This is a genomic window from Sphingobacterium sp. UBA7038 (genome assembly GCF_002494055.1).
Lineage (GTDB): Bacteria > Bacteroidota > Bacteroidia > Sphingobacteriales > Sphingobacteriaceae > Sphingobacterium > Sphingobacterium multivorum.
Genome location: NZ_DLAV01000008.1, coordinates 70,469 through 97,146, shown reverse-complemented (window position 1 = coordinate 97,146; position 26,678 = coordinate 70,469). Strand labels below are relative to the sequence as shown.

General features: G+C 39.4%; 26 protein-coding genes. 6 read left to right on the top strand and 20 right to left on the bottom strand.

Annotated elements, in window-relative coordinates; genetic code table 11:
• Positions 1-14: 14 nt before the first annotated feature.
• From B3H30_RS03430 to bshA, 4 genes are all read right to left on the bottom strand, one after another.
• Positions 15-998, bottom strand: coding sequence for a sugar phosphate isomerase/epimerase family protein (locus B3H30_RS03430; RefSeq protein ID WP_236586123.1), 984 nt, complete (start codon positions 996-998; stop codon positions 15-17).
• A 230-nt stretch (positions 999-1,228) separates the two neighbouring features.
• The gene (gene frr / locus B3H30_RS03425) at positions 1,229-1,792 is read right to left on the bottom strand and encodes a ribosome recycling factor (RefSeq protein WP_070566206.1); all 564 of its coding nucleotides are present in this window, start codon (positions 1,790-1,792) and stop codon (positions 1,229-1,231) included.
• A gap of 28 nt (positions 1,793-1,820) precedes the next feature.
• A complete protein-coding gene (gene pyrH, locus B3H30_RS03420; protein ID WP_046672284.1) occupies positions 1,821-2,525 on the bottom strand; it encodes a UMP kinase in 705 nt (234 codons plus the stop codon).
• Positions 2,526-2,598: 73 nt separating this feature from the next.
• On the bottom strand, positions 2,599-3,741 hold the full coding sequence (bshA, locus tag B3H30_RS03415) for an N-acetyl-alpha-D-glucosaminyl L-malate synthase BshA (RefSeq protein WP_046672291.1): 1,143 nt from the start codon (positions 3,739-3,741) through the stop codon (positions 2,599-2,601).
• Between the two features lie 361 nt (positions 3,742-4,102).
• Here bshA and B3H30_RS03410 point away from each other — a divergent pair, with 361 nt between their 5' ends.
• From B3H30_RS03410 to B3H30_RS03390, 5 genes are all read left to right on the top strand, one after another.
• The gene (locus B3H30_RS03410; protein WP_070566208.1) at positions 4,103-4,822 is read left to right on the top strand and encodes a DUF1003 domain-containing protein; all 720 of its coding nucleotides are present in this window, start codon (positions 4,103-4,105) and stop codon (positions 4,820-4,822) included.
• The gene (gene arfB, locus B3H30_RS03405; RefSeq protein WP_070566211.1) at positions 4,819-5,223 is read left to right on the top strand and encodes an alternative ribosome rescue aminoacyl-tRNA hydrolase ArfB; all 405 of its coding nucleotides are present in this window, start codon (positions 4,819-4,821) and stop codon (positions 5,221-5,223) included. Before B3H30_RS03410 ends, arfB begins: the two co-directional genes overlap by 4 nt.
• Positions 5,224-5,373: 150 nt before the next feature.
• Positions 5,374-5,742: a BlaI/MecI/CopY family transcriptional regulator gene (locus tag B3H30_RS03400; protein ID WP_115047324.1), complete on the top strand. Its 369-nt coding sequence runs from the start codon at positions 5,374-5,376 to the stop codon at positions 5,740-5,742.
• 31 nt (positions 5,743-5,773) lie between these two features.
• A complete protein-coding gene (locus B3H30_RS03395) occupies positions 5,774-7,507 on the top strand; it encodes an energy transducer TonB (protein ID WP_286833287.1) in 1,734 nt (577 codons plus the stop codon).
• A 16-nt stretch (positions 7,508-7,523) separates the two neighbouring features.
• Positions 7,524-8,414, top strand: coding sequence for a hypothetical protein (locus B3H30_RS03390; protein ID WP_070566215.1), 891 nt, complete (start codon positions 7,524-7,526; stop codon positions 8,412-8,414).
• 23 nt (positions 8,415-8,437) lie between these two features.
• Here B3H30_RS03390 and B3H30_RS03385 read toward each other — a convergent pair whose 3' ends face one another.
• The 12 genes from B3H30_RS03385 to B3H30_RS03330 form a co-directional block, all read right to left on the bottom strand.
• Entirely contained in the window at positions 8,438-8,728 is a 291-nt protein-coding gene (locus B3H30_RS03385; RefSeq protein ID WP_046672278.1) for a chaperone modulator CbpM, read from the bottom strand.
• 4 nt (positions 8,729-8,732) lie between these two features.
• Positions 8,733-9,665 carry a DnaJ C-terminal domain-containing protein gene (locus tag B3H30_RS03380; RefSeq protein ID WP_070566219.1) on the bottom strand — a complete coding sequence of 311 codons (933 nt, stop codon included), beginning with the start codon at positions 9,663-9,665 and terminating at the stop codon, positions 8,733-8,735.
• A gap of 153 nt (positions 9,666-9,818) precedes the next feature.
• Entirely contained in the window at positions 9,819-11,393 is a 1,575-nt protein-coding gene (locus tag B3H30_RS03375; RefSeq protein ID WP_286833284.1) for a M28 family peptidase, read from the bottom strand.
• Positions 11,394-11,571: 178 nt separating this feature from the next.
• Positions 11,572-12,018 (bottom strand): ribose 5-phosphate isomerase B, encoded by a 447-nt coding sequence (gene rpiB / locus B3H30_RS03370; RefSeq protein WP_088160307.1) that lies wholly within the window; start codon positions 12,016-12,018, stop codon positions 11,572-11,574.
• A 13-nt stretch (positions 12,019-12,031) separates the two neighbouring features.
• Entirely contained in the window at positions 12,032-12,892 is an 861-nt protein-coding gene (tatC, locus tag B3H30_RS03365; protein ID WP_088160308.1) for a twin-arginine translocase subunit TatC, read from the bottom strand.
• A gap of 76 nt (positions 12,893-12,968) precedes the next feature.
• Positions 12,969-14,324 carry an acetyl-CoA carboxylase biotin carboxylase subunit gene (accC, locus tag B3H30_RS03360; RefSeq protein WP_046672273.1) on the bottom strand — a complete coding sequence of 452 codons (1,356 nt, stop codon included), beginning with the start codon at positions 14,322-14,324 and terminating at the stop codon, positions 12,969-12,971.
• 73 nt (positions 14,325-14,397) lie between these two features.
• Positions 14,398-14,877 (bottom strand): acetyl-CoA carboxylase biotin carboxyl carrier protein, encoded by a 480-nt coding sequence (gene accB / locus B3H30_RS03355; RefSeq protein WP_046672272.1) that lies wholly within the window; start codon positions 14,875-14,877, stop codon positions 14,398-14,400.
• A gap of 74 nt (positions 14,878-14,951) precedes the next feature.
• Positions 14,952-15,941 carry a beta-ketoacyl-ACP synthase III gene (locus B3H30_RS03350; protein ID WP_046672271.1) on the bottom strand — a complete coding sequence of 330 codons (990 nt, stop codon included), beginning with the start codon at positions 15,939-15,941 and terminating at the stop codon, positions 14,952-14,954.
• Between the two features lie 7 nt (positions 15,942-15,948).
• Positions 15,949-16,887: a phosphate acyltransferase PlsX gene (gene plsX / locus B3H30_RS03345; RefSeq protein ID WP_070566225.1), complete on the bottom strand. Its 939-nt coding sequence runs from the start codon at positions 16,885-16,887 to the stop codon at positions 15,949-15,951.
• A 106-nt stretch (positions 16,888-16,993) separates the two neighbouring features.
• Positions 16,994-17,185, bottom strand: a complete 192-nt coding sequence (rpmF, locus tag B3H30_RS03340; RefSeq protein ID WP_046672269.1) for a 50S ribosomal protein L32 — start codon at positions 17,183-17,185, stop codon at positions 16,994-16,996.
• A 14-nt stretch (positions 17,186-17,199) separates the two neighbouring features.
• Positions 17,200-17,736 (bottom strand): YceD family protein, encoded by a 537-nt coding sequence (locus tag B3H30_RS03335; protein ID WP_046672268.1) that lies wholly within the window; start codon positions 17,734-17,736, stop codon positions 17,200-17,202.
• Between the two features lie 102 nt (positions 17,737-17,838).
• Positions 17,839-18,489 (bottom strand): epoxyqueuosine reductase QueH, encoded by a 651-nt coding sequence (locus tag B3H30_RS03330; protein WP_070566227.1) that lies wholly within the window; start codon positions 18,487-18,489, stop codon positions 17,839-17,841.
• Positions 18,490-18,667: 178 nt separating this feature from the next.
• Between B3H30_RS03330 and B3H30_RS03325 the strand changes: the two genes are divergently transcribed.
• Positions 18,668-19,828 (top strand): hypothetical protein, encoded by a 1,161-nt coding sequence (locus B3H30_RS03325; RefSeq protein ID WP_070566229.1) that lies wholly within the window; start codon positions 18,668-18,670, stop codon positions 19,826-19,828.
• 8 nt (positions 19,829-19,836) lie between these two features.
• Here the strand turns inward: B3H30_RS03325 and B3H30_RS03320 are convergent, their stop codons facing one another.
• The 4 genes from B3H30_RS03320 to B3H30_RS03305 all read right to left on the bottom strand — a co-directional run bounded on the left by B3H30_RS03320 (position 19,837) and on the right by B3H30_RS03305 (position 26,654).
• On the bottom strand, positions 19,837-20,688 hold the full coding sequence (locus B3H30_RS03320) for a transglutaminase-like domain-containing protein (protein WP_312194325.1): 852 nt from the start codon (positions 20,686-20,688) through the stop codon (positions 19,837-19,839).
• Between the two features lie 97 nt (positions 20,689-20,785).
• Entirely contained in the window at positions 20,786-21,445 is a 660-nt protein-coding gene (locus B3H30_RS03315; RefSeq protein ID WP_046672265.1) for an ABC transporter ATP-binding protein, read from the bottom strand.
• Positions 21,446-21,548: 103 nt separating this feature from the next.
• On the bottom strand, positions 21,549-23,951 hold the full coding sequence (locus B3H30_RS03310; RefSeq protein WP_286777398.1) for an ABC transporter permease: 2,403 nt from the start codon (positions 23,949-23,951) through the stop codon (positions 21,549-21,551).
• A 255-nt stretch (positions 23,952-24,206) separates the two neighbouring features.
• Positions 24,207-26,654 carry an ABC transporter permease gene (locus tag B3H30_RS03305; protein ID WP_070566233.1) on the bottom strand — a complete coding sequence of 816 codons (2,448 nt, stop codon included), beginning with the start codon at positions 26,652-26,654 and terminating at the stop codon, positions 24,207-24,209.
• Positions 26,655-26,678: the final 24 nt, after the last annotated feature.

The following is a 26,678-nucleotide window of genomic DNA, read 5'->3' as shown; positions in this document are numbered from 1 at the left end:
ATTGCTCCCTTTTTTTATTTTGTAAGATTTGCCTGAACATAATCGTAACTTTTTTTGAGACTTTCGATCTTATCTGGCATATAGATATTGTCTTGCTCGACAAATGCATATTTAAGTCCGGCTTTATTCTTTTCTTTGACGATTTCAGGGAAGTTGATGCTTCCGGTCCCCACTTCGGTATACTTGATGTCATTGAAGATTTGCTCAATCGGCAATTTTCCATCTTTGGGCCATTCAATGGGATTGGATTTTGTTTTATCCATATCTTTGACATGCCATAGTTTAAAACGGTTGGGGAATTTTTCAAACAAGGCTATCGGGTTTTTACCCGCTTTTTCTGCCCAGAAAAGGTCTAATTCAAAATCGACCAAATCAGGTTCAGTGAATGCTAACATCACCTCTTCACCGGTCGTATTATTGCCCAGATCCCTAAATTCCCAGAAATGGTTGTGGTAGGCAACTTTTAGACCCAATTTTTTAGCCTGTTCACCAGCTTTATTCAATTGCTCGGCAGCATAGAGATAATCATCTTTTTTCAATGCATTCAGATCAAACATCGGTGTCACAGGAGCAATTACATATTCTTGGCCAAGTTCTTTTGCTGCATCAAAATAAGCCGCAAGATCTTCTTTGTCGGTATGCGCTTTACTGAGGTATTTGGACATATCGTAATGGCCTGAATGTGTTTTTAGACCGTTATCATCCAATATTTTCTTCAACTCTTTGTAAGGCAATTTCCAGAACTGCTTGGCTGTGGCGTCTATCCCATAGAGCTCAACATGTTTATACCCAATTTTGGCAATTTGTTCCAAAGATCCTTTCGGATCTTTATCCATTAAATCGCGAATGGAATACAGCTGTACGCCTATATTCTGTAATGGATTGTCGCTGATTGCACCGGCTTTATTTTGACAAGATATAAAGTTGGGCACCAGATAAGCTGCCGAAAGACCTATTCCAGCTTGCTTTAAAAATTGACGACGAGAATTGTTCATCATATAATTGATTACTTGTTAGTGTACAATGTACAATTATTTGTTCAGAAATCAATGGTACAACAGGGAATATTTTTGAAGTGTATGCTGAATCTTAACCCATAAAATTTTTGGAAGGTCAATGTCTTGTAGGTTGGGAAGAGTTCTTTTTAGGGGAGGAGTGCGGAGTTCTTCACACCAATAAAAAAGGTCTGAATATTTTTCAGACCTTTTTTCTATTCAAGTAGGAAAACTTAAACAGTCATGATATCTTTTTCTTTCAGTTCAGCCAATTTATCAACTTTTACAATGAATGCATCTGTTAATTTTTGAACTTCACCTTCAGCAGTTTTGATTTCATCTTCAGAAGCGCCGTCATTTTTTAATTTTTTGATGGATTCGTTGACATCTTTACGGATATTACGTACACCAATACGGCCTCTTTCAGTTTCTTCTTTTACTTTCTTAACCAAATCACGTCTTCTTTCTTCTGTTAAAGGAGGAATATTCAGACGAATAACGATACCGTCATTCTGTGGGTTGATTCCTAGGTTAGCGTCAGTGATAGCTTTTTCAATTGCGTTGATGAGCGATTTTTCCCAAGGTTGGATAACAATAGTCCGTGCATCAGTTGTATTGATGTTGGCCACTTGTGAAAGTGGAGTGGCGCTACCATAATAGTCTACTGAAATTCCATCTAACATCGATGGAGAAGCTTTACCCGCACGAATTTTAGTTAATTCGGATTCGGTGTGAGCAACTGCTTTGGACATCTTGTCTTTACAATCGTCCAATTCAATTGAAATTAGTTCGTTCATATAAGATTACGTTTTTTACAGATTTAAATTATTTAACCACAGTTCCGACATGTTCACCATTAGCAAGTTTCAATAAGTTGCCTGGTTTGTTCATATCAAATACGATGATCGGTAATTTGTTTTCTTGACAAAGGGTAAAGGCTGTCATATCCATAACATTTAATCCTTTCTCATAAACCTCTGTGAATGATATTTCTTCAAATTTTGTTGCAGTAGGATCTTTTTCAGGATCTGCGGTGTAAATACCATCCACACGGGTTCCTTTCAATACGGCATCCGCATTGATTTCGATTGCACGCAAAGATGCAGCGGTATCCGTTGTGAAATAAGGGTTTCCTGTACCAGCTCCGAAAATAACAATACGGCCTTTTTCCAAATGGCGTACAGCTCTTCTGCGAATAAATGGTTCGCAGATTTGCTCCATTTTGATCGCAGTAAGCAAACGTGTCTTTTTCCCAACTTTCTCAAGCGCATCTTGAAGTGCCATGCTGTTGATGACTGTGGCAAGCATGCCCATATAGTCTGCTTGAACACGGTCCATGCCTGATTTTTCGGCGCTTAGACCACGATATATATTACCGCCACCGATAACAATTGCAATTTCTAAACCTTGATCGTGAAGTTCTTTGATATCATTAGCGTATTGTGATACACGGTTAATATCGATACCGTAGCTTTGGTCACCCATTAAGGATTCACCGCTAAGTTTTAATAAGATACGTTTGTATTTCATAATTGTTTTTTTGGAAATTTTCCAAAGGTCAAAGATAAAATATTTTTTTTATCCCTTAAGCCTAAAATAATATTTATTGTGCTTTTATTGTTTGATTAATGACTTCTCCGTAATACTGTTCATATAAAGGCATAATATTGGACAATTGGAATTTTTTCGCATGATTTAATGCCGCTTCCTTAAATTTTTCTAAGCGCTCTCCATCTTCCAAGATATAAATCGCATTCTTTGCCATATCTTCAACATCACCAACAGCACTGAGAAATCCAGTGACGCCGTTTTCATTCAGCTCAGGTAACCCTCCAGTATTGGAAGAGATAACTGGAACTTGACAAGCCATGGCTTCTAAGGCCGCAAGACCGAAACTTTCCGAACTTGAAGGCATCAGAAATAGATCTGATACAGACAATATTTCTTCCACTGCATCCTGTTTCCCCAAGAAACGGACGTCCTTGCATACATCAAGTTCTCTGGATAGCTCTTCTGCATTTCGACGCTCAGGGCCGTCACCTACCATCAATAATTTGGAAGGGATAACATCATGTACTTTCTTAAAAATACGGATGACATCTTCTGTATTTTTGACTTTTCTAAAGTTGGACGTATGGACCAATATACGCTCATTGCCGGGGGCAATGGCTTTTTTGAAATGTGACCGATCTTTATTGCTAAATCTGTCGAGGTCAATAAAGTTGGGAATCACTTTGATATCGCGCGTAATATCAAAATATTGAAGCGTCTGATCTTTCAGATTCTGTGATACAGCGGTTACGCCATCGGACTGATTGATGGAGAATGTTACGACCGGACTAAAACTCTTGTCTTTGCCAACCAATGTAATATCCGTCCCGTGTAAAGTCGTCACGACAGGAATATTAATGCCGTAGGTAGTGAGTAAGATCTGTTTGGCCATAAATGCCGCTGATGCATGTGGAATGGCATAGTGGACGTGGATCAAATCCAACTTTTCGAAGCGAACAACATCAACCAGTTTGCTGGCTAACGCAGATTCATAGGGTAGAAAATCAAAAAGAGGATACTGCGAAACAGCTACCTCATGATAGTATAGGTTTTCAGAAAAGAAATCCAGACGTGCAGGTTGTCGATAGGTTATAAAATGAATCTCATGTCCATTTGCGGCCAAGGCCTTTCCTAGTTCGGTTGCAACTACACCACTTCCACCAAAGGTGGGATAACAAACAATTCCTATTTTCATCTGCGTAATTATGTCTGAGCGCATATTTTAACGGCATCCCGTTATAAACGCTGTTTATTTTTTGTTAAAAGGCTCCCGGGAACCTCGTGTTAGTACTTTGATTGTCGTTGTTCAAGACTCGCAATGTCCATTACATACAAACGCTATTCATTCATGTGGCACCGACGAAGTTCTTTAGCTTGACAATTGCCCTCTTATTTTACTTTATGATAATAAGGTAAATTGAAGATGCTTATTCCTGAATTTTGTGTTGCAAATTTCGTCTATTTATGCGTAAAATAACAAAAACCAATTGCCATAGTTTTGTGAATTTTTTGATTGGTTAAAAAGCACTATCTTTAAATAGATATTAAATCGGTATATGGATAACTTTATAAGTGATATTTCAGGACAGCAATTTCCTTCGGAACAACGTATTTTGGGGGCTTCAATCCGACAACCCATTTTTAAGCTGATAAAAAAGGAATATCCAGGTTTTAGTAAGGACAAGTATATCGCCGCAAGTGAGTTGACACGATTTAAAGAAACTTATATCGCCGAATTTCTGAAAGATGAGTCTGGACAGTTAAGTCAATTGGATCAGCAGGTCATCAACAGTTTTAAGGAAAATAAAGTGATCAGCGCAAGTTTGGATGGAGATAATATGGAGCCAGTCAGCGTAGGAGACCGGGTTGCCGATAAAGTGGCTGAGTTTGGCGGAAGCTGGACCTTTATTATTTCCTTTGTCTTATTTTTGATTGTCTGGATTGCGGCCAATATCTTTTGGTTAAATAATAAAGGCTTTGATCCTTATCCCTTTATTTTACTGAACCTGATTTTGTCCTGCGTAGCTGCTTTGCAAGCTCCAGTTATTATGATGAGTCAAAACAGACAGGAAGATAAGGATCGTGAACGTGCAAGAAATGACTATATGGTCAACTTAAAGGCTGAACTCGAAATCAGGGAATTGCATGAGAAAATAGATCATCTCATTATCCGCAAAGAACAAGAACTTGTCGAAGTACAACGGGATCAAGTGGAAAAATTGAGCTTTCTATTAAAAAAGATGGAAAAAATAGAAGAAGCATTTAAAAATAAATGAATTTAGAAGGAGTAATAGGAGAACTTACGTTTAAGTTTTCCAGATCGGGTGGAGCAGGTGGACAACATGTAAACAAGGTGTCATCGAAAGTATTGTTGCAGTGGGATGTTGCGCTATCCACAGCTGCTTCTGTTGAAGAAAAAGCAATGATTTTCAACGCGTTGGCAAACCGTATCAATAAAGAAGGAATACTGCAATTGGAGTGCGATATCGATCGGTCGCAGATCCGTAATAAAGAAATCGCAATCGATCGCTTTAAGCGTATAGTGGAAGGCGCACTTGTGCCAGCAAAACCCCGTAAAAAAACCAAAACTCCGTATTCGAGTGTGCTGAAAAGACTGGATCGAAAGAAACAGCAGTCTCAATTGAAAGCCTCAAGGAAAAAGAATTTCGACGAATAAAGATGACAATATCACGTATTGTTGTAAATTAATTGTTTAATTATCAGTATTTTGTATTTTAAACTAATTTATTAGTTGTAAAACTATGATTTTAGTTATAACTTGTGTATTGATTTATTATTTTGGTATTTATTTTATTCCTGAGGAGTTATGGAGGATTTTAAAGAGTTAACGAAAGCTGAGGAGCAGATTATGCAAGAGCTCTGGGAGATGGGCCGTGGCTTTGTCAAAGAAATTATTGATCGACTTCCGGAGCCGAAACCGGCCTATAACACGGTCTCGACCATCGTTCGTATTCTCGAAACAAAGGGCTTTGTAAGGCATGAATCTTTTGGTAAAAGTCATCAATATTTACCAAAGATTTCAAAACAGGAATATAAGAAAGGTATCACAGGAAAGTTATTAACGAATTATTTTGATAATTCGCCCAAGCGTATGCTCTCTTATTTTTTGGAAGAGAATAGGCTGGACATCAAAGAACTTGATGACATCTTATCGATCATCGAACGTAATAAATAACAACCAATACCCTTTTATAAACTTTTTGATTATGATTTACTTATTGATTGTCAATATTTCATTGATTATCAGTTTTGTGCTCTACAAACTGATTTTTAGAAAACTTACTTTTTTTCAATGGAACCGGATCTATCTGATTGGAATGGTTGTATTTTCCTTATTAGCTCCTGTGGGTATTTTTATTGAATTACCCAAGACGGAAATGATTTCCAATCATATTCCACAGGTCGACTTAGGAACATATATGGATGTCGAAATCGGGAGCCCGATCGAAAAAAAACCTCTTTTTTTGTTGGATATTCTTGCCAAGATCTATTGGATAGGAGCGGGAATCGCCTTTTTTTTCTTGGCGATACGGATCAAGCAACTTGTTCGGGTATTGCGTTCTTCTCCTGAGTACCTGAGTTTTTCTTTTTTTAATCGGGTTGTGATTGGAAAATCGATTAAAAACAAGAAGAATATTGCATGGCATGAGCAGGTTCATGCTGAGCAGGGACATTCCTATGATTTACTGTTGATTGAGCTACTTAAAATTTTCAATTGGTTCAATCCTGTTGTGTATTTCTTTCAAAAGGAAATAAGGTTTCAACACGAGTATATTGTAGATGAAATTTGCTCGACCGATAAAGTGGCTTATGCAGAAATGCTGGTTGCTCATGCATTACGTACAGATCAATTGGCTTTTTCACATGAGTTTTCCAATCATTCTTTTTTAAAGCAGCGCATCACGATGTTATTTAAAGATAAATCTGTACAAAGACAACGCTTGTTATATGTGATTGTGCTGCCCATGTTATTGGTGGTAGCGGGGTCTACGTTGGTCTTTAATACGAGTAGGGCCAAGGCTATGGTAGCGGATGTAGAAGAAAGCGTTAATGGCTTAACTGTGACTGATGAGCAGACATTGCCGAGCCAGTCTGAGGAGCTGAAAAATGGACAGGTAAATGAAGACAGTAAGGTCTACAAAGATCCTGAGATCATTGCTATTCCAGTTGGAGGAATGAAAAAGTATGTCATGGGATTGAGCAGTAGAATCCACGTGAGTGATGAAGCAATCAAAAATAATATGATCGGGGTAATTGTCATCTCAGCCATCGTGGAGAAAAATGGTGAGTTGAGCCATATAAAGGCTAAGAATGATTTGGGCTATGGCTTGGCATCCGCTGTGGAAAATGCTGTAAAAGCAAGTGGGAAATGGAAACCTGCAATCGTCAATGGGAAAGTCGTTCGATCGCTGCTTTCCTTACCCGTTACCGTTGGCGGAAAAACGACGTACTATTGGGAGGAAACTGACACATTGGGCAGAAAGGTCCGGATGTCATCTCATTCATTCCCGGGCGCTGAATCTGGTGAAGAGACGGAAAAACAACTCAAGGAAGTAAAATCGATAAGGACGGAAGATGAGAGCGACCGCTGGAATCTTTCATTGGATTTTCAGTCCGATTTAGTAACTTTTGATAAAGTTGAGGTGCAACCAACACCTATTGGGGGAATGCGATCTTTTATGATCTGGGTAGGCGATAATTTTGTTTTTCCGGAAGCAGCAATTAAACGGGAGGTTAATGGCATTGTTGAAGTGGCTTTTATTGTCGAAAAGGATGGCAGTTTATCCCATGTTGATGTAAAAAAAGATCTTGGTTATGGAACCAAAGAGGCGGCATTGGAGCTCCTAAAAGGTGCGAAAAAATGGAAACCGGGATTAGTTAACGGTAAACCGGTACGCGTGGCTTACACATTGCCGATTCGTTTAAATTTAAAGAAGTAAAGATTAGATCATAAATATGCAGAGCAGATTCATTCAAATTTTCTATTTTATTGTGGTTTTGGCCATGCTTTCTTCCTGTAAGTCCTATAAAGTGGTTCCCAACGGTTTTGCTGTACAAGGTGATGAGTATTTTGTTAATATTAACAAAGAGCTTACGGTATTCCTCGGGGATGATATTATGGAGGATAAAAATTGGCAAGGTAAGACTAATCCGATTAATGCAAAGCAGGTTGACAATCGATTTCGTCGTGTATTACGCCATTTACGCTATTCAGATACCGCGTATCAGGTTTTGTTTTCTGGACATCTGGAAGGAAAATATCAGTATGACATGCTTGCTGTAGTCAACAACTCGCCAAATGTAAAAGGGAAAAAAAATCACCTACTTGATTTAAGTTCTTTTCAACGGGAGCAAAATAAGGAGGGACGATATTTTTATACAACTACAACTTTTAAGGGGCAAAAGCTGCTTCATTTTGTAATTCCGTTTAATGGGCGCCTTTGGCAAGAGAAAATGGTGTCGCTGATCTTTCTTTTCCCGGAGGATTTTACCGATATCGCGTGGGCGAAGGATGTAGTGATGTCTAATGTTGCTATGTATCGCGATCGTTATAAATTTACCCCGAGCCGCACAGAGATTTTATGTCCTGATGATGGTAGTAGCCGTTCGCATTTAGATTATAAAATTCCGGAAGAAAAGGTGAATAAAACAGGTTACATGTTAATGAAAGCTTATGGTGAAGTTGACGGAGAACGAAAACTGGTTGTTTACCGCGTGATGAAGCCTGGTGATTTTTATGGTTCCTTTGTGACTTGTAAAGGGGATTATGAAATTCTATATACCACATTGCAGGACAAGATTGTTTGGCAGACCAAGGTGAATACAGAGCGGGATGTCAAATTCTAACGAAATAAATTGAAAGCCTTGGATCAATAATCCAGGGCTTTCAATTTATTCTTTAAATGTGAAATTTCATTTTGGAGCTGTTCAACTTTCTCCAATAGGTGACTGGCAACCTGAATTCCGGCAGGATTTACTTCAAGATCATAGTAGAGATTTGAAAAGCGTTCCAATTTTTGGAGCTCTTCTTCATCAATATATTGTTCTTCTTGTTGAATGACAATATGTATGAGTCCGTATTCCTCCATGGTTTGCAGGAATGTTGTTTCAACCTTTCTGGACTGGCAGAAGTCGATGACTTTAATGAGTGTCGTTTCCATAAGATTAGTGTTTTAAATCCTTCAATTGTTGGAACAAGGCCTTTTCTTCGGCAGACAGATTATTGGGCATTTGAATATTCAATGTGACATACAGATCGCCAAATTCACCTTCTTTGCGATACAAGGGGAATCCTTTTCCTTTAAGTCGCATTTTTGCACCATTTTGACTTTCGGCTTTAATCTTCAGTTTAACTTTGCCGCCGAATGTATCTAAAGTTGCTTCACCGCCTAAAATAGCTGTATAGAGGTCTATATCAAGTGTTGTGTATAAGTCATTCCCCTGACGTTTAAAACGGGCATCAGGCGTGATGTTGATAGTGATATAGAGATCTCCTTTTGGGCCACCGTTGATGCCCTCTCCGCCATAACCTTTCAGTTTGATCTTTTGACCATCCTCCACGCCAGCATGAATCGTGATGCGGATACTTTTTCCATTGATATTGAAGGTCTGTTGATGTGTCGTGTAAGCTTCTTGTAAGGTTAAGCTGAGCTCCGCATTAAGGTCCTGGCCGCGGAATGTACTTTGGCGGCCTCCTCCGCGTCTGCTACCAAACATCTGTTCGAAGAAATCAGAGAATTGCCCATCATCAAAGTTTCCAGTGTACTCATGGGAACCGCCACCACCAAATGGATTTCCTCCAGCGCCGAATGGATTTCCTCCGTTAGATTGTGACTGACGGTATTGTTGTTGCGCTTTTTCATACTCCTCTCCATGTTGCCAATGTTCACCGTATTGGTCATATTTTTTGCGCTTTTCGGGATCGGATAATACTTCATTTGCCTCATTAATCTCCTGAAATCGTTGTTTGGCCTCATTGTCATTGGGGTTGACATCAGGGTGGTATTTACGGGCTAGTTTTCGATATGCTTTTTTGATGTCATCAGCTGAAGCTGTTTTATCAATGCCAAGCACTTTATAGTAATCTACAAAAGCCATAAATTATACTTGTTTTGTATTAAAGATAACAATAATTGTGAATAAAAGGTTTATGCTAAAGGTCATTTTAGTACATAAAAAAGCAAGTAAACAATCATTTACTTGCTTTTTGTATTGTACAAAATAATCCTTGATAAAGCCGATAATTTGACCTTACTCTTTATTACTGTCGATGACCAGGCGATTTTCCCTATTGGCTATTTGCCATGCCGTGTAAAATGCGAGCTTTTCGCGTTTTACCATTAATGGAAAGTCGATCTTGTCATAGGTATCTGCAGGCGTGTGGTAGTCCGGATGCAGGCCCGAAAAATAAAAGACAGAAGGAATACCTTTCTTGGCAAAGTTATAATGATCGGATCTATAGTACAAACGCATAGGATCCTTTGGATCGTCATACATATAGTCAATCTCCAGTTTCGTATGTTTTTCATTCTCATTTTTATTGATCTGATATAACTCCGAGCTCAATTTATCTGAACCGATCGCATGGATATAATCGTGATTACCTTTGAGATGTTTGTCGTCAACACGGCCGATCATATCAATATTAATGCAGGCAACGGTGTTTTTCAATGGAAATATGGGATTTTCTGTATAGAATTTGGAACCCAGTAAACCTTTTTCTTCTGCCGCATAGGTGATGAACAAAATACTGCGCCGTGGGCCATTTCCGGTTGATTTAGCTTTAGAAAAAGCACGTGCCAACTCAAGGACGGCTGTTGTGCCCGAGGCATTGTCATCGGCCCCAAAGAAGATATTTCCTTTGGAATCCATTCCATCGTGGTCATAGTGGCCCCCGATCACAACGATTTCGTCTTTTTTATCTGTTCCTTCCAAGTAGCCAAGAATATTAGGATCGGCTAGAGGAGCCGCATTGGTGCCAAACTCAGCTTTAACATTTGTTGAAATAGCAAAGGAATTCGGTTGTCCCGTACGATTAATTTTTGCAACCACAGTAGCAAGATTGGTTCTTGCTAGGTTTAGAATATAATTTGCTGCATGGTCTGTAATATTGACCACGGGGATCATGGGCGACTTTTCCGGCGCAGGTTGATCCACCGCTAAATTATAACGGCCCTCAATAGCACGGTCTCCTGCATCCTCCAAAAGTTGAGACAGCTGACTATTGATGGCTAGTACCATTTTGGGACTGTGTTTAAGGATCTCCTTGACTTTTTTATTTCGGGTTGTTGCCCAGTCCGAAGCAGCCTTTTTGCTGGTAATCCATGAATTCCCTTTCTCATCTGTTGGCTCATTCTCATTGATCAACATAACGATCTTATTGTGGAGATCCATGCCTGAGATATCCGAATACTTGGGATCATCTATGCCATAGCCAATAAACACAATTTCATTGCTTTCGAAGAACTTGTTCTCATTGTTGCCAATGACAAAAATGTCCTTACCATGTTGGAAGGGTCTATCGTTAATACTAAATTGCTTTACCTTAAAGCTGTTGCGAATTAGCTGCAGGGGTTGGAAATAGGATCCATTGACAGGCGCACTAAGCCCATATTTTTTAAATTCATTGGCAATATATTCTGCTGCCAGGCGCCCACCTTTTTGGCCGGTCCCTCGGCCTTCAAAATCGACAGAAGCTAAAGTGCGCAGATGCTTCTGCGTCGACTCTACTGTGATTTCATCTGCATATTTACTGTTTACGTCCTGTGCTTTTGCACAGCTCATTAGGGAGCATGCGATCCAAAGCAGGTTGTATATTTTTTTCATTGTTTATTTTTTACTAGTGCGACTTTCAACGCTTTATTTTGTAATGCTAATTAACCGGATTAAGCGAGCATCATCTGCTTAATCTTATAACAGGTGTCAGTATCTGCACAATATATAAAAAAAAGCGGATGAAAAGTGTAGTTTACCTTTCATCCGCTTCTTAAAAAATGTTAATTTATTAACAGCTACAAGCTATTTTGTTTACACGGTTAGCGTGACGTCCACCCTCGAATTCCGTGTTCATAAATGTGTTGACGATCTTTTTAGCAAGGTCAAGGTCGATAAAACGTGCTGGGATACATACCACGTTCGCATCATTATGCTGACGGGCTAAAGCCGAAATTTCCTCCAACCAACAGATAGCAGCACGAATATTTTGGTGTTTATTAGCTGTGATAGCAACACCATTTGCACTTCCACAAATCAAGACTCCGGCATCAGCTTCTTTATTTTCTACTGCTGATGCAACTGGGTGTGCGAAATCTGGATAATCAACTGAATCTGGAGAGTTTGTTCCAAAGTCTGTTACTTCATAACCCAGTTCATTCAAAAAGCTTACCAAAGCTGTTTTGTATTCAAAACCAGCATGGTCACTTCCAATCGCAATTTTCTTTACGCTGCTCATTTTTATTGTTATTTTATTTTTCTTGTGCTAATTTTTTTCTTTTGACATCCGCAGAAACCATAATACTGATCTCATATAATAAGAACATTGGTGCTGCAACGGTCAACATGGTGATCACATCTGCAGAAGGTGTAATGATAGCGGCTATCACTAAAATAATTACAGTTGCATAACGACGGCTGGCCCGCATAAATTCAGGGGTCATAATGCCTATTTTCGAGAGAATAAATACCAGTATCGGCAGTAGGAAAACAATTCCACAGCCCAATGTTAATGTTGCTATCGTGGAAAGGTAATTATCAATGGTAATCTGGTTCACGATTTCATCACTTAGGGATACATTTGCCAGAAAGTTTATGGATAAGGGTACAACGATGTAGTATCCGAAGAGCGCTCCTAAAATAAACAATAAAGAGGAGTAAAAGACAAACCCTCGTGCAGAGCGTCTTTCCACATCGGTCAATGCTGGTTTTACAAATAACCAGATTTCAAAAAGAAGGTAAGGAAAGCCCATCATCAAAGCCATCAATAAACAGGAGTTTATCTGAAGCATAAATTGACCTGCTAGTTCGGTATTGATGATATTAAAAGGAATTTTCTTGACACAGAAGTCCGCTAAATTGAAAGCATCTGCGGCTTTACACATCATGCGATAGGTCCAAAAATTTAAATTCTTTGGCCCCATGATGATATCGTTGAATACGAAATCGTAGAATGTAAAGGCAATACCTGCAAAGATACAGATCGCAATTGCTGAACGGACCAAATGCCATCTTAAAACCTCAAGGTGGTCAAAAAAAGACATTTCCGCTTCTATATTCTTCCCTTTATCTTTAATAGCTTGTATTAGATCTTTCGAATTAGGTGTACTCATAAAAATTGTTTGGAAACAAAAATACCATTCTTATTGTAAAGAATGGTATTTTTTATGTATGTAAAGATAATTTTATTTAATCTTCTGCAGGATATTCCGTTAGGTCGAAAGTTTCCATAAACTTTGTCGTGAAATTGCCGGCTCTAAAGTTAGGGTCGCGCATCAATCTCAAATGCAAAGGAATGGTTGTTTTGATCCCTTCAATGACGAATTCACTCAATGCACGTTCCATAGTACAAATTGCTTCTTCACGTGTTTGCGCAACGGTGATCAATTTAGCAATCATAGAATCATAGTTTGGCGGAATTGAGTAACCAGAATAAACGTGTGTATCTACACGTACACCATGTCCACCTGGTGAGTGGAAGTTGGTGATTTTACCTGGTGAAGGACGGAAATTGTTGAAAGGATCCTCCGCATTGATACGACATTCGATCGCATGCATTCCTGGTTCGTAGTTTTTTCCGGAGATCGGAATTCCTGCGGCCACCTTAATTTGTTCTTTGATCAGATCAAAGTTGATGACTTCTTCCGTTACCGGGTGTTCTACTTGGATACGTGTGTTCATTTCCATAAAGTAGAAGTTGCGGTGTTTGTCAACCAAGAATTCGATTGTACCAGCACCTTCATAGTTTACAGCTTTAGCACCTTTAACAGCAGCCTCTCCCATTTCAGCTCTCAATTCGGGAGTCATAAAAGGTGATGGCGATTCTTCAATCAATTTTTGATGACGACGTTGGATCGAACAGTCACGTTCAGATAGATGACATACTGTACCGAATTGGTCACCCACAATTTGGAATTCGATATGACGCGGTTCCTCTACATATTTTTCAAGGTAGATACCGTCGTTACCGAACGCAGCCGCAGATTCGACACGCGCAGAATCCCAAGCTGGTTCAAACTCTTCGTCTTTCCAAATGATGCGCATACCACGGCCACCACCACCGGCTGTAGCCTTGATGATAACTGGGTAGCCGATTTCATTGGCTAAGGTAATACCTTCTTTTACGTTTGAGATCAAACCATCGGACCCTGGAACAGTAGGAACACCAGCTTTTTTCATGGTATCTTTTGCACGGGATTTATCACCCATTTTCTCGATCTGCTCTGCAGTTGCACCAATAAATTTGATACCGTACTCTGCACAGATAGCTGAGAAACGAGCATTTTCCGACAAGAAACCATATCCTGGGTGAATCGCATCTGCATTTGTTAATTCAGCTGCAGAAATAATATTCGGAATGTTTAAGTAAGAGTCTCTACTCGGTGGAGGACCAATACAAACTGCTTCATCCGCAAATCTTACGTGTAAACTATCGCGATCGGCAGTGGAATATACTGCGACACTCTTGATACCCATTTCACGACAGGTACGGATAATGCGCAGGGCAATCTCGCCTCTATTTGCAATTAATATTTTTTTGAACATTGTCTTGAATTATGAAGTTTGCAAAAAATGTAGCCCTTTGGAGGCTACATGTATTCATTTACGTAATTGTAAATTACTTAGGCTCAACTAAGAATAATGGTTGGTCGAACTCAACAGGTTGAGCGTCTTCTACCAAAATCTTAACGATTTTACCTGAAACTTCAGATTCAATTTCGTTGAATAATTTCATTGCTTCAATGATGCATAGTACAGAACCGGTATTGATATCATCACCAACATTGACGAAAGATGGTTTACCAGGTCCAGCCGAACGGTAAAATGTACCGATCATTGGTGATTTGATTGTGATCAAGTTTGCTTCAGCGCTTGCGGCTGGTGCTGCAGGGCTAGCTACTGGAGCTGGTGCCGCTGCTTGTGCAACTTGAGGAGCAGCAATTGGAGCAACAGCAGGAACAGTCGCTGTTACGTACGTAGGCTCTTGATTTGTTTTTATTGTAATTTTAAAATCTTGCTCTTCAATTGAGACTTCATTCACACCTGATTTTGAAACGAATTTAATCAAGTCCTGAATTTGTTTGATATCCATACCCATAGTATTCTAGGTTTTGTTTGTTTCTAAAAAATTCTAACTGTCAAAAGTAATAAATTATACCATAAAATGGACAACTAATACGCCCATTTTAAATAGATGGATCCCCAAGTGAAACCTCCACCGAAAGCAGCAAGGATAAGATTATCTCCTTTCTTCAATTGAGATTCCCATTCCCACAAGCATAAAGGAATAGTACCACTGGTGGTATTTCCATATTTTTGAATGTTCACCATCACTTTTTCTTCTGGAAGCCCCACACGTTCTGCCGTTGCATCAATAATACGTTTGTTGGCCTGATGAGGCACCAACCAAGCAATATCTTCTGACTTTAAGTTATTTTTGACCATAACCTCATGTGCTACATCAGCCATATTGGTTACTGCAAATTTAAACACCGTACGACCTTCTTGGTAAGCGTAATGTAATCCTGCATCTACAGTTGCATGCGACGCCGGATTCAGCGAACCCCCACCTTTGATATTCAAAAACTGTCCCCCGGAACCATCGGTTTTTAAAATAGCATCTTGTATACCCATGCCTTCTTCATTTGGCTCCAATAATACACAGCCACAACCATCACCAAATAGGATACAGGTATTGCGGTCTTGGTAATTGATGACCGAAGACATTTTATCGGCACCGATAACAAGGACTTTTTTATGAGTGCCAGCAGTGATAAATTGTGTTCCTGTATTCAGACCGAACAAGAAACCTGAACAAGCCGCCTGAAGATCAAATCCCCATGCATTTGTAGCTCCGATTTTATCGGCCAGAATATTTGCAGTCGCAGGGAACAGCATATCTGGTGTGCTTGTACAAAAGATAATAAGGTCAATATCTGTAGCAGCTATACCTCTTTTTTTCAATAAACCTTGCACTGCAGGTACAGCAAGATCTGAAGTAGCAAGACCTTCACCTTTTAAGATGCGACGCTCTTTGATTCCCGTTCTGGAAACAATCCATTCGTCGTTGGTGTCGACCATTGTTTCCAATTCTTTGTTAGTAAGGATATAATCCGGAACGTAACCATTTACAGCCGTGATTGCGGCGTGAATCTTTGACATAAATACTCTAATTGAAAATAGATCTGATGCTGTCAATGAACTTAGACTCGATCATATCTCTTGAAAATAAAACCATATTTTTAATGGCCTCAGGTGTCGAAATACCATGGCCAATAATGACAGGAGCATTAACTCCCAAGATCGGGCTACCGCCGTACTGCTCGTAGTTGAATCGGTCGAAGAAATCATCTTTAAAACCTTTTTTCAACGTCACTACATAAAATGATTCTGCGAGTTTCAAGACGACGTTGCCTGTAAATCCATCACAGACGTAAACGTCGGCATGGTCACTGAACAGATCACGGCCTTCTGCATTTCCGATAAAGTTAATCTTGTCGTTGGCTTTAAGTAGGGGGTAGGTAGAGGTTGTTAGGATGTTTCCTTTTTCTTCTTCTTCTCCGATATTCAATAATCCCACTTTAGGGGTGGATACATTAAACACATGTTCGGCAAAGACACTTCCCAAGATTGCAAATTGGTTCAACATCTCTGGTTTACAGTCCGCATTAGCGCCGACGTCCAATAAGATTCCGAAGCCTGATTTTAATTTGGGAACAATGGATGCTATTGCAGGGCGTAATACGCCTGGGATAGCTTTAACGCTAAACATTGAGCCCACAAGCATGGCGCCAGTATTACCAGCAGAAGCGAATGAGTCAATTTCTTTGTTTTTTAAATATTCAAATCCCTTCGCAATACTTGAGTTGGGTTTTTGAGTTATTGCTTTGGTTGGATGTTCACCCATTGCAATGACTTCTGGAGCCTCCACATATTCAAAGTCAGATGAATTTCCTCCGGCTTGATTGATTAATTGTTTAGTCTCTTCAGTTTTACCAAAAAGGACTATTTTTTGGTCTCCAGTAAGCTGTTTTTGTGCTTCAATAGCACCTGTTATCGTTGCTTTAGGAGCATAATCTCCTCCTAAAATATCTAAACCAATCTTCATCCGTTATTATTTAGTAAATCAATAATACGCAAAAAACATCCCAAAGTAAAGCAAATTTCTAAAATAGTGCTTGTCTGGGATGTTTTGGTGTTATGAAAGGTTTACCTTAGACAACAGCTGTATTTTCAATGATCAATTTACCGTTGTAGTACAAGTTTCCGTCTACAGTATATGCACGGTGAGGTAAATGAACTGCGCCAGTTTCTTTACATACTGTCAAGCTTGGAGCTTCAGCTTTATAATGTGTTCTTCTTTTGTCTCTTCTTGATTTAGAAGTTTTACGTTTTGGATGTGCCATCTCGTATTCTTGTTTTAGTTATTTTTAATATTTCTCAATGCTTCCCAACGTGGGTCGATAATTTCTTCTTCTTTTTGTTCCTCTGAATCAGGCTCGCTTGTAAATAACGCGAGCATCTCAGGATCACATTGTATGCCTTGTCCCTGCTCTTCACATTTGACGATATAGGGAACAGCTAAATTAATGTATTCGTATAATAACTCAGCTATATCCAACTCATGGTCGCTTTTGGATAAGATCAACACCTCTTCGGTATTATCTGTCCAATCTTCATCCGTGAATTTGACTAATATTCGTTCTTGAATTGAAATCGGTGACATAAACTCTTTTAAGCAGGTATCACAAGTCAATTGAATTTCGCCTTGGATATCAAAATGCAAAATCAAAAGATTTTCTTGTTTTTGCAATTCAACTTCTGCTTTCAGATTGCCATCTTTTACAATCGAATGTTCGTAGCAGTCAAAGAACTTTTTATTAATGTCAAACTCAAAATTGTGCTTTCCAGCGTTGAGCCCCGAAAAGGGAATTCTATATTGTTTTAGATGTTTCACAATCTTGCATTTGAGCCTGCAAAGGTATGTATAAAATCATTAGGATAGAAATATTTTTTCAAATATTCCGAAGCAAAGCTTCATATACACCAGTAACAGGACTTATTCATAATAATTTTTGCCTAACTCTATCTTTTCGCGCCCATTTGCCATACGCCATTTGTTAGTATCGCGTAGCGAATAAGCACAGCCGCAATATTCCTGCATATAGAATTTCTCCTTTTTGGAGACTTCAAGCATACGGGCAGAACCACCTTTCTTACGCCAGTTGAAAGTCCAATACTCCATCCCTTCATGGCGGGAGGCAGCACGTAAACCACAATCATTGATCTGCTCCATGTTTTTCCAACGGGAGATACCCAGCGAACTTGAAATCACATCAAAGCCATTGGCAGCCGCATACTCAGCCGTTTTTTCAAAACGCATATCAAAACACATCGTGCAACGGATGCCTCTTTCAGGCTCTTGCTCCATCCCTTTGGCCAAATCAAACCAATGATCAACATCGTAGTCCGCATCAATAAAAGGGATATTATGTTTTTCCGCAAATCGGATGTTCTCGTCTTTGCGTAAATCATATTCTTTGCGGGGATGAATGTTGGGATTGTAAAAATAGATTGTAAAATCGATATCCGAAGCAATGAGTGCTTCCATCACTTCTCCAGAACACGGAGCACAGCAGGAGTGTAAAAGTAATTTTTTGCCCTCTCCCGGTAATGTCAACGTCTCCCTTACAAATTCCTTATTTTCCATAATCGTATGTGCTAACAAAAACAAAGGCAATTTTAATCAAAAAGTAGCGGATTGACAAATATTTCCGTTTTACTTATACGGGTTTGCCCCTAAAAGAATCATATAAATTCATTGATATTCTGCATATATTAGTAGATTTGTATGTTTAACGCAATACGCTATTTTTAATAAAAAATATATGAAATTTTCGTTTCAATCCTGTATTATCCTATTCGTTGCCAGTGTAATAGGTTTTACTTCTTGCAAGAAACTGGATGATGAGCCTGTACGAACGGGGGCTACTTTGATCTCTAGATTATATGTTTCTTTCTCGGATTACGACCAGAACAATTCTGCGCTTAAAAACATGATGATTATCGATCCGGCTGATACGACCAATTTAGATAATATCTATCAATATCTTTCTCCGGCAAAAGGGGGCGGACCAATTCTTTTTGATGCTGCTGCCCGGGCTATCTTTCAGGCGAGTGTTACGGCACAGGATACCTTTCTTCAGGTGATTCCATTTGCCAATGAGATCTATGGAATTCCCGGTAATGCAGGTGCTATTGGATACCGCGGTTTTACGAATGTTAGGGGATTGGCCTATTATACGTATGCCCAACAAAATGGTACATCTGGATCTGTAACAACACCATTTCTTTTGGCGGTTACAAATCGCGGAGTAGGTAATTCCATGTTATATGCGATAAGTACACCAAGTGGAAAAGTGGGATCAAAAGGTGGAGCACCAATCATTGACAAACAGATTAACCTTGGGAACCTGGTTCCGAGTTCACTGACTTTATTGAATAGCAATACAAGTGATAGTAATGAGAAATTGGTGCTGATTGGTTTTAATAATGAAGGAACAGAAAATAGAAGTGGTTTTGCTGTATATTCTCAACTCAAACAAGAACTCATCGACCGTCCTCGCGATACCATTGTAGCTTCCACTAGATTTACGCCAGTGATGAAAGTATATATCAATGGTAAAACGGGATTAGGCTCGGTATCCTATGCACCCAAAAAGGGTTTGTTGGCGGTAACTTCCGGTAGTGAAGTGCTATTTTTCAAAGATCCAAAAACCTTATTTAGTGGAGGCACGGACAAAACTGTGGCGCCTGATTACGTCATCGGTGGGGCTAATACAGGCTTAGTAAAACCTTGGGGGATAGCCATTGATGATCGTACAGAACAAGGGAAATTCTTTTATGTTTCTGATCTAACGAATCGTACAATTTCGCGTTTTCCATTGCTAGGTGAAGGCAATATAAAACCCGATATTGCAGCGAAAACCTATGGCTCTTTGACGCCGAATTATATCTTTTTAGATGCTCGTGAAGCTAATATTTTCTAACGTGCAGTTTAAGCAAGCAACTGGAAAAGCGCTTTGATTTCCTGTTGCTTGTTTGAACTTTCATGTTCCTCGTAGGCAGACATCAAGTTTCGCAAAGCTCGTTTAAGGATGGTCACATTATCGCAGGGATAGGTGAATTCTCTATCCGGATTGAGGTTCAGTTGCTTCAAAAATGAATTTACATCGCTTTTTTGCATAACCTGCCCACGATTAAAGGCATTGATGTAAAACAGCACATTTTCATTCCCTTCTTCATCCGAATCCATATACGCCAATACAAAATGCTTTGGTAAATTAATACCGTAGATCGGAATGTCCAATTTTTGTGCAATGATACTGTAAATGCAGGATAGGGTTAAGGGATTCCCCTGTTTGGTATCGAGTACTTGACCAATATAGGAATTCTGTGGATGATGATAATCCTTTGTATTTCCTGTTAGGCCGAAGGAGCCAAAAAGAACATGATTCATCAGGTTCACTTTTTCCAGCGGGCTCATGTCGTAATGCAAACCGCGCCATACCTCAGTTTTGAGGTCTTCTATCGCTAAAACAATCTTATGATCCTCATAAGAAGGATATTGATAATTATTGAGGATAATTAATCCTTCCAGTAGATTGAATGAGTTACTCAGGTTCCAAATCTGTAATTCGTTTTTGGTCTGATCAAATTGAATTTCATGGATAATATTCTCTAATCGACCCTGTATGTGAGGATCGAAGCTGGACTCCCAAAATTTTTCCAAATAGGGTACAATCTCAGGACCTTGGCTTTTTAACTGGTGCTCCACTTCCTGAATAATCTGTTGGTCGGTGTCGTCCAACAGGGATATTAGCGATTTCAACTCTCTCTCATTCATCATAACGAAGTTAAAGAATTGATTCGAGATATGAGCTAAAAAAATCCCTACCGTCATTGATGTACTGCGTAGGGATTATCCAGGTTAAATTGGCATACAATTATTTGAGCTGACCATCCAGCATATTGACAACTCTTTTACCATATTCGGCATTCTTTTCAGAATGGGTTACTTGTATAATTGTAACGCCATCATCGTTGAGCTGTTTGAATAAATCCATGATTTCTTCGCCTTGTTTGGAATTTAAGTTACCCGTAGGCTCATCGGCCAGCAATAACTTCGGTGATCCCGCCAATGCACGCGCTATACCGACAATCTGTTGCTGACCACCGGATAGCTGGGCCGGGAAGAGATCCTTCTTCCCGACAATGCCAAAGCGATCAAGCATATCGGCAACAATAGCTTTTCTTTCTTTGCTTGAAATGTCTTTATAGATCAAGGGTGTTTCGATATTTTCATACACGGTCAATTCATCCAGGAGATGATAAGCTTGAAATACATAGCCTATGTGGGATTGATATAGTTGCGTTCTTTTCTTTGCTTTCATTTCCAATACATTCTCGCCCATAAAGATATATTCACCCTCATCAGGTTCATCAAGCATACCGATAATATTTAATAAAGTTGATTTTCCAGACCCTGATGGCCCCATGATGGAGATAAAATCACCTTCAGCAATATCGAGACTTACATCTTTAAGGACGAATGAGCGTGTACCACCTACGTTATACCACTTGAATAAATTTTTTAATTGTATCATTTTTTAGTATTGAGATCTTAGATATTCTTGTTTTATATTTTTATTAGTCATCATAATTACTGTTCGACTGGGGAATAGGGCCCTTTACCGCTCAAATTATCTTTTATTCATCGCGCAGGCTATCTATTGGATTTGTTTTTGCGACTTTTATAGATTGGAAGCTGATGGAAACCAATATGAGGATAAATATGCAAAATATTGGGATCAAAAACGACCACCAGAACAGCTGAATATGATAGGCGAAATTGGAAAGCCATTTATTCATGAGTAGATAGGCTATTGGAAGGGCTATGCCGATCCCGACTAAAAAGAGCTTGAAAAATGGTTTGTTCAATTGAATAAAGAGCAATTGTACCGAGGCCCCCAGTACTTTGCGGATGCTCATTTCCTTTTTTCGTAATGCCGCCTGATACGCCGCCATACTAAATAGCCCTAAGGCCGCGATGATAACCGAAAGGCTGGTGAAACTATTAAAAGCAGTCTGCAATTCGTGCTGTTTTTTGTGCTGTAAAGCATATTGCTCATCCATAAAAGAATAATCAAGAGGCAGATCTTTTGCGGATGGATTTTTCTCCCATTCTGCTTTGACTGTATTGATGGCCTGATCAACCATTCCCGGTTTTGTTTTGACCATGAGGGTTGTCTGAAAGCGCATAGTACCACATTCGTTTTTAAATGAATATAGGCTCGGCTGAACTACATTTTCAAAGCCATAAGCTTTACTGTCTTTGACTAAGCCAACAATTTCAAAGGTGACATCACAGCCTTTGATTTTAGCACCTATCGGGTTTTCGAGTCCTAAATTTTTGGCTGCAGATTCGTTGATAATAGCATAGTTGGCCAAGGAATCGTGAAGCAGTTGATCTATTGAAACAGTGGTGTTTCCTTGTATACTGGAGATATTTAGCGTCTTGAAGTATCCAGGATCAATACCGACATGTGCAAACGAAACGTTTTTTTGAGCATAGGAAAAATCCATTTTGGGAGGTTGTTCGCCTTCCCCTGGAATATTTGTCGCTGATGCAACAGAGGCAATACTTGGATCATTTTCTAACCGACGTTTTAGTTGTTGATAGGAACCATCAATTTTGGAATCATAATACATGCCTATTCCTTTGAAATTAACAACCTGTGCAGGCTCAAATCCTTTATCCGCCTGCTGCATATAATTTAGCTGTGCCCTAATAACCAGCATGCCCGATATAAATAGGATGGCCATACTGATCTGAAAAGTTAGTAGTGCGTTTCGAAATGTGCCCTTTTTGAGAATGGAAGTCAGTCCACCTTTTAGGAGATTAACAGATTTGAAGCCAGAGAGTATGATCGCTGGGTATATTGCCGATAGAATTGTTGTCAATAGTACGGCAATAGCAAGTTGGGCGATTGTCTCCGAACTCAAAATATAACCCTTAAGATCATCATTAAACCATTTTTGGAGAATATTTCCTGTGAGGGCCAAAGTAACGAAACTTAGAATTGCAGCACTGAAAGTCAGAATAAATACTTCCAGTACCAATTGCCTAACGATAGCCCAACGTGAGCTTCCCAATATTTTTTTGAGCGCGAGTTCCTTAATGCGTTGATCCGCTTGTGCCATAATCATATTGGCAAAATTGGCAGAGGCGAGTAAGAGGATCAAAACGGAGAGAATACCAATAATCCACGTGATGATATAAGCCGTGTTACTTCCTGTTTTTGGCCGAAGGTGAAGGTTGGACAGTGGGTCTAGGTAGATCCTCCCTTTGGCATAACTGGAGGAGCGGATTTTATCTTTCGGTGCAATTTCTTTCTGGTAAAGCGCGTTGATGCGATTGGTCAACTTCGTGATATCCGTACCGGGACGTACTTGAATATAAGTTTGATACAAAAAAGGATTATTATTGGCGAAAAGGTCCTGCGGTTCACGGATAAACAGGAGATCGTAATCAATCATGGATAGACCTTGCTCTTTGATTGTACCGTAGATTGTTTCCTGCACACCTAGAGCAAGGCTTATAGCTGGAATCGACTGGGGGCTGTCAAAATTTAAGTCTTCTTTTTTGAATAGTTGTTCGGCAATATGGCTTTTGACCATGGTCGCATCCTTTTGATCCTTGTTTTTGTAGAGCGGTCCGGTCGCATTTTCGATTTGAAAGATTCGTGCGGCTGAGGAGTCAATCAGTGCAGCATTTTTAATAAGGACTGTTTTTTCACCAAAAAGGGGATAACTTCCATAATTGTAAACTATTTTTCGACCTGCATAGACGATATCAGGTAAATTCTGTTTTAGCAATGGAGCCAGAGAAGGTGAAGTTTCGTCCGTAAATGCACCTTCTGCTTCAAGGCCAATTTGGTAGATATCCTTGTAATGTGGATTCCATTTATCGTAGCTGGTCTCTCGATTGATGTATTGATAGGAAAGGATAAAACCGGTAAAACCCAAGGTCAATCCAATTATATTTAGAAGAGTAAATCCTTTGTTTTTTAAGAGTTTACGCCAAGCTAGTTTGAAATCATTTTTTGTCATCTTACGCTGGATATGTATGCTTAAACCAAGTAGAATTATTTCACTCAATTAAAATTACAATCCCCTTGCCAGTGTCGTAATAGTTTTATTATAAATAACTTATCGTGTTTTTGTTTTGTTTTTGAATGTTCGATTTCGAACAGTTTACGTCCAGAATCGAACATTCATTCCCCTAAGCTATTGGTTCAATGACCACCACGCAACAGGCAGGCAATTACCAAGGCAACAAACACCAATTTTTAAGATCTTCTGACTTTATTCATCCCTTAAACTATCGACCGGATTGGCACGGACGACTTTCCAAGTTTGATAACTAATCGTCCCAAAAGCAACTAAGATTGCACTTATTCCTGCCAGAACAAAGTAGAACCAATTGATTTCTATGCGATAATTGAAATCCGCCAGCCATTGATTCATTGCCCACCATGCAACAGGTGTAGCAATGACTAAGGCTACAAAGACCAATTTTATGAAATCTCCGGAGAGTAATTTGAGTAATCGGATGGAACTGGCACCGAGAACCTTACGGACACCAATTTCTTTTGTACGTTGCTGGGTCACATATGTTGCTAGTCCAAAAAGTCCCAGGGCGGCAACAAAAATGGCTACAAAGGCAAAGCAGCTGAAGATATTTTTAGTCCGTTGGACATCCTGATAGAGGTCAGCGAAGCCGGCATCAAGGAAATTATAGTCGATTTTTTGATTCGGCGAAAACTTATTCCAAACGGTATTAATGTCGGCTAATGTTTTGGACATGTCCGTCGATTTGGTCTTGATAGAAAGCATGGAAGGACTATTGGCAAGGGTCATGCAAACGGGGTAGTAGCCCTCATCTTTCATTGATTCAAAGATAAAATTATCGACGACACCGATAATGGTCCATGTCCTGCCGTTAGTAATTTGTGTACCAATGGGATTTCCTTTGATGCCTAAATCAGCAAGCATTCTTTTGTTAACAATAGCACCTGTACTATCCGATGCGATATGTGGATCGAAGTTTCGGCCGGCTATTAGCTTCAGACCAAAAGTGGAAAGGTAACTTTCGTCGATATTCCAGAATTGCCCACCTTCACCTAATTCAAGATCTTCCTTGCCTTTGGCCCAAAAAAGATTTCCATTTCTTTTTGCACCATCCAATTGAACCGGTAAATAGTCGCCAATAGAGACATCACGAACTGTTGGAATGGCTTTTAATTCATTTTTTAATTCTTTCGCCTGGGAGGCAATTCCCGTTACACCACGAAGTACAATGACCTGATCCTTATCAAAGCCAATGTCTTTATTAAGCATAAAACTGATTTGCTGATTTGCAATGAGTGCGCTGATGATCAATATAATAGATGTTGCAAACTGGAAAATAACCAGTCCATTGCGCAATAATGAAGATTTAGGATTCGTAACCGATTTGCTTTTTAATGCGTTGATCGGCTGAAATCCTGATAAATAGAACGCTGGGTATAAGCCAGCGAGGATACCGATGAACAACATGCTCAAAATCAGCGAAGGCACAAAGTACCACACTGTCCACGGTATAAACAGCGCTTTGTTGGCTAGATTGTTAAATAGTGGTAATAACAGGAAGGCTAATAATAACCCTATAAGAAGTGAAATAAGACTGTAACATATCGCTTCGGTCATAAATTGGATAATCAGTGTCTTTCGATTGGATCCAATGGTTTTGCGAATTCCGATTTCTTTTGCCCGCGTTGCTGCATTCGCTGTGGATAGGTTGATGAAGTTAATACAAGCGATCAATAAAATAAAAAATGCGATGCCAGCAAATATCCAGACCATCTTAATATCACCTTGATATTGAGTAGCCATGCCATATTCCGACACATTCTTAGAACGCAGGTGCATATCGAGGGCGTTTTGAAGTAAGACGGTTGACTGCATCATTTCGGGCGATATTTTCATTCCATTTTTTTTATTAATCAGAATATAATGGTCCTGAATATAGTTTTTTGAAATGCTACCCTGTGCGTTGGCAATATCTGCATTCTCCTTCAGTTTTACATAGGTAATGTAATTTGTTGCGCCCCAATTGTTTTGTTCACCCGGGTAAAATGGTTCGCCTGCAAGGGATATAAAATAATCATAACCATAGAGGCTGGAATTGTTCGGAACATCATCGATGACAGCCGTTATGTTATATAAAATACTTTTATTATTGTTGAGATAGATCGTCTGCCCTACAGCATTTCCTTTGAAATATTTCTCAGCCCTACTTTTGGTAATGACTATCGCATTGGGTTTGTCCAGCGCATGTGATAGCTGTCCTTGTACGACCGGAAGTGGAAATATTTCCAAAATGGACTGATCGACATAAACAAATCCTTTATCAAGGTAATTCTCTGCGCGGCCATTTACCGTAAATAGATTGCTTCCGGCACCAAATAATGTATTGGGTAAAATGCGGCCGGCTAATTCTACACTTAGGATTTCCTCTTGCAAGGTTTTAGCTGCTGGGGCAGGAAAGGCAAAGGTTTGCCTCACTTTATCACCATCGGGTGCCGAAACGATAAGACGGAAAACACGGTCCATGTCGGGATACATTTTGTCATAACTGGTTTCATGGCGAATGTACAGTACAATAAGAATGCAAATGGCAATACTAAAAGCGAACCCGCCGATCTTGATGATCGAGTAAAGTTTGTTGTTGGCCATATTTCGCCAAGCGATCTTTAAATTATTTCCTATCATAATAAAGTTCTTTTACAGTTTTTG

Excerpts from the sequence above, each read along its gene's own strand:
- B3H30_RS03430 (WP_236586123.1), bottom strand. The coding sequence starts at position 998 with ATGATGAACAATTCTCGTCGTCAATTTTTAAAGCAAGCTGGAATAGGT.
- frr (WP_070566206.1), bottom strand. The coding sequence starts at position 1,792 with ATGAACGAACTAATTTCAATTGAATTGGACGATTGTAAAGACAAGATG.
- pyrH (WP_046672284.1), bottom strand. The coding sequence starts at position 2,525 with ATGAAATACAAACGTATCTTATTAAAACTTAGCGGTGAATCCTTAATG.
- bshA (WP_046672291.1), bottom strand. The coding sequence starts at position 3,741 with ATGAAAATAGGAATTGTTTGTTATCCCACCTTTGGTGGAAGTGGTGTA.
- B3H30_RS03410 (WP_070566208.1), top strand. The coding sequence starts at position 4,103 with ATGGATAACTTTATAAGTGATATTTCAGGACAGCAATTTCCTTCGGAA.
- arfB (WP_070566211.1), top strand. The coding sequence starts at position 4,819 with ATGAATTTAGAAGGAGTAATAGGAGAACTTACGTTTAAGTTTTCCAGA.
- B3H30_RS03400 (WP_115047324.1), top strand. The coding sequence starts at position 5,374 with ATGGAGGATTTTAAAGAGTTAACGAAAGCTGAGGAGCAGATTATGCAA.
- B3H30_RS03395 (WP_286833287.1), top strand. The coding sequence starts at position 5,774 with ATGATTTACTTATTGATTGTCAATATTTCATTGATTATCAGTTTTGTG.
- B3H30_RS03390 (WP_070566215.1), top strand. The coding sequence starts at position 7,524 with ATGCAGAGCAGATTCATTCAAATTTTCTATTTTATTGTGGTTTTGGCC.
- B3H30_RS03385 (WP_046672278.1), bottom strand. The coding sequence starts at position 8,728 with ATGGAAACGACACTCATTAAAGTCATCGACTTCTGCCAGTCCAGAAAG.
- B3H30_RS03380 (WP_070566219.1), bottom strand. The coding sequence starts at position 9,665 with ATGGCTTTTGTAGATTACTATAAAGTGCTTGGCATTGATAAAACAGCT.
- B3H30_RS03375 (WP_286833284.1), bottom strand. The coding sequence starts at position 11,393 with ATGAAAAAAATATACAACCTGCTTTGGATCGCATGCTCCCTAATGAGC.
- rpiB (WP_088160307.1), bottom strand. The coding sequence starts at position 12,018 with ATGAGCAGCGTAAAGAAAATTGCGATTGGAAGTGACCATGCTGGTTTT.
- tatC (WP_088160308.1), bottom strand. The coding sequence starts at position 12,892 with ATGAGTACACCTAATTCGAAAGATCTAATACAAGCTATTAAAGATAAA.
- accC (WP_046672273.1), bottom strand. The coding sequence starts at position 14,324 with ATGTTCAAAAAAATATTAATTGCAAATAGAGGCGAGATTGCCCTGCGC.
- accB (WP_046672272.1), bottom strand. The coding sequence starts at position 14,877 with ATGGGTATGGATATCAAACAAATTCAGGACTTGATTAAATTCGTTTCA.
- B3H30_RS03350 (WP_046672271.1), bottom strand. The coding sequence starts at position 15,941 with ATGTCAAAGATTCACGCCGCAATCACGGCTGTAAATGGTTACGTTCCG.
- plsX (WP_070566225.1), bottom strand. The coding sequence starts at position 16,887 with ATGAAGATTGGTTTAGATATTTTAGGAGGAGATTATGCTCCTAAAGCA.
- rpmF (WP_046672269.1), bottom strand. The coding sequence starts at position 17,185 with ATGGCACATCCAAAACGTAAAACTTCTAAATCAAGAAGAGACAAAAGA.
- B3H30_RS03330 (WP_070566227.1), bottom strand. The coding sequence starts at position 18,489 with ATGGAAAATAAGGAATTTGTAAGGGAGACGTTGACATTACCGGGAGAG.
- B3H30_RS03325 (WP_070566229.1), top strand. The coding sequence starts at position 18,668 with ATGAAATTTTCGTTTCAATCCTGTATTATCCTATTCGTTGCCAGTGTA.
- B3H30_RS03320 (WP_312194325.1), bottom strand. The coding sequence starts at position 20,688 with ATGATGAATGAGAGAGAGTTGAAATCGCTAATATCCCTGTTGGACGAC.
- B3H30_RS03315 (WP_046672265.1), bottom strand. The coding sequence starts at position 21,445 with ATGATACAATTAAAAAATTTATTCAAGTGGTATAACGTAGGTGGTACA.
- B3H30_RS03310 (WP_286777398.1), bottom strand. The coding sequence starts at position 23,951 with ATGACAAAAAATGATTTCAAACTAGCTTGGCGTAAACTCTTAAAAAAC.
- B3H30_RS03305 (WP_070566233.1), bottom strand. The coding sequence starts at position 26,654 with ATGATAGGAAATAATTTAAAGATCGCTTGGCGAAATATGGCCAACAAC.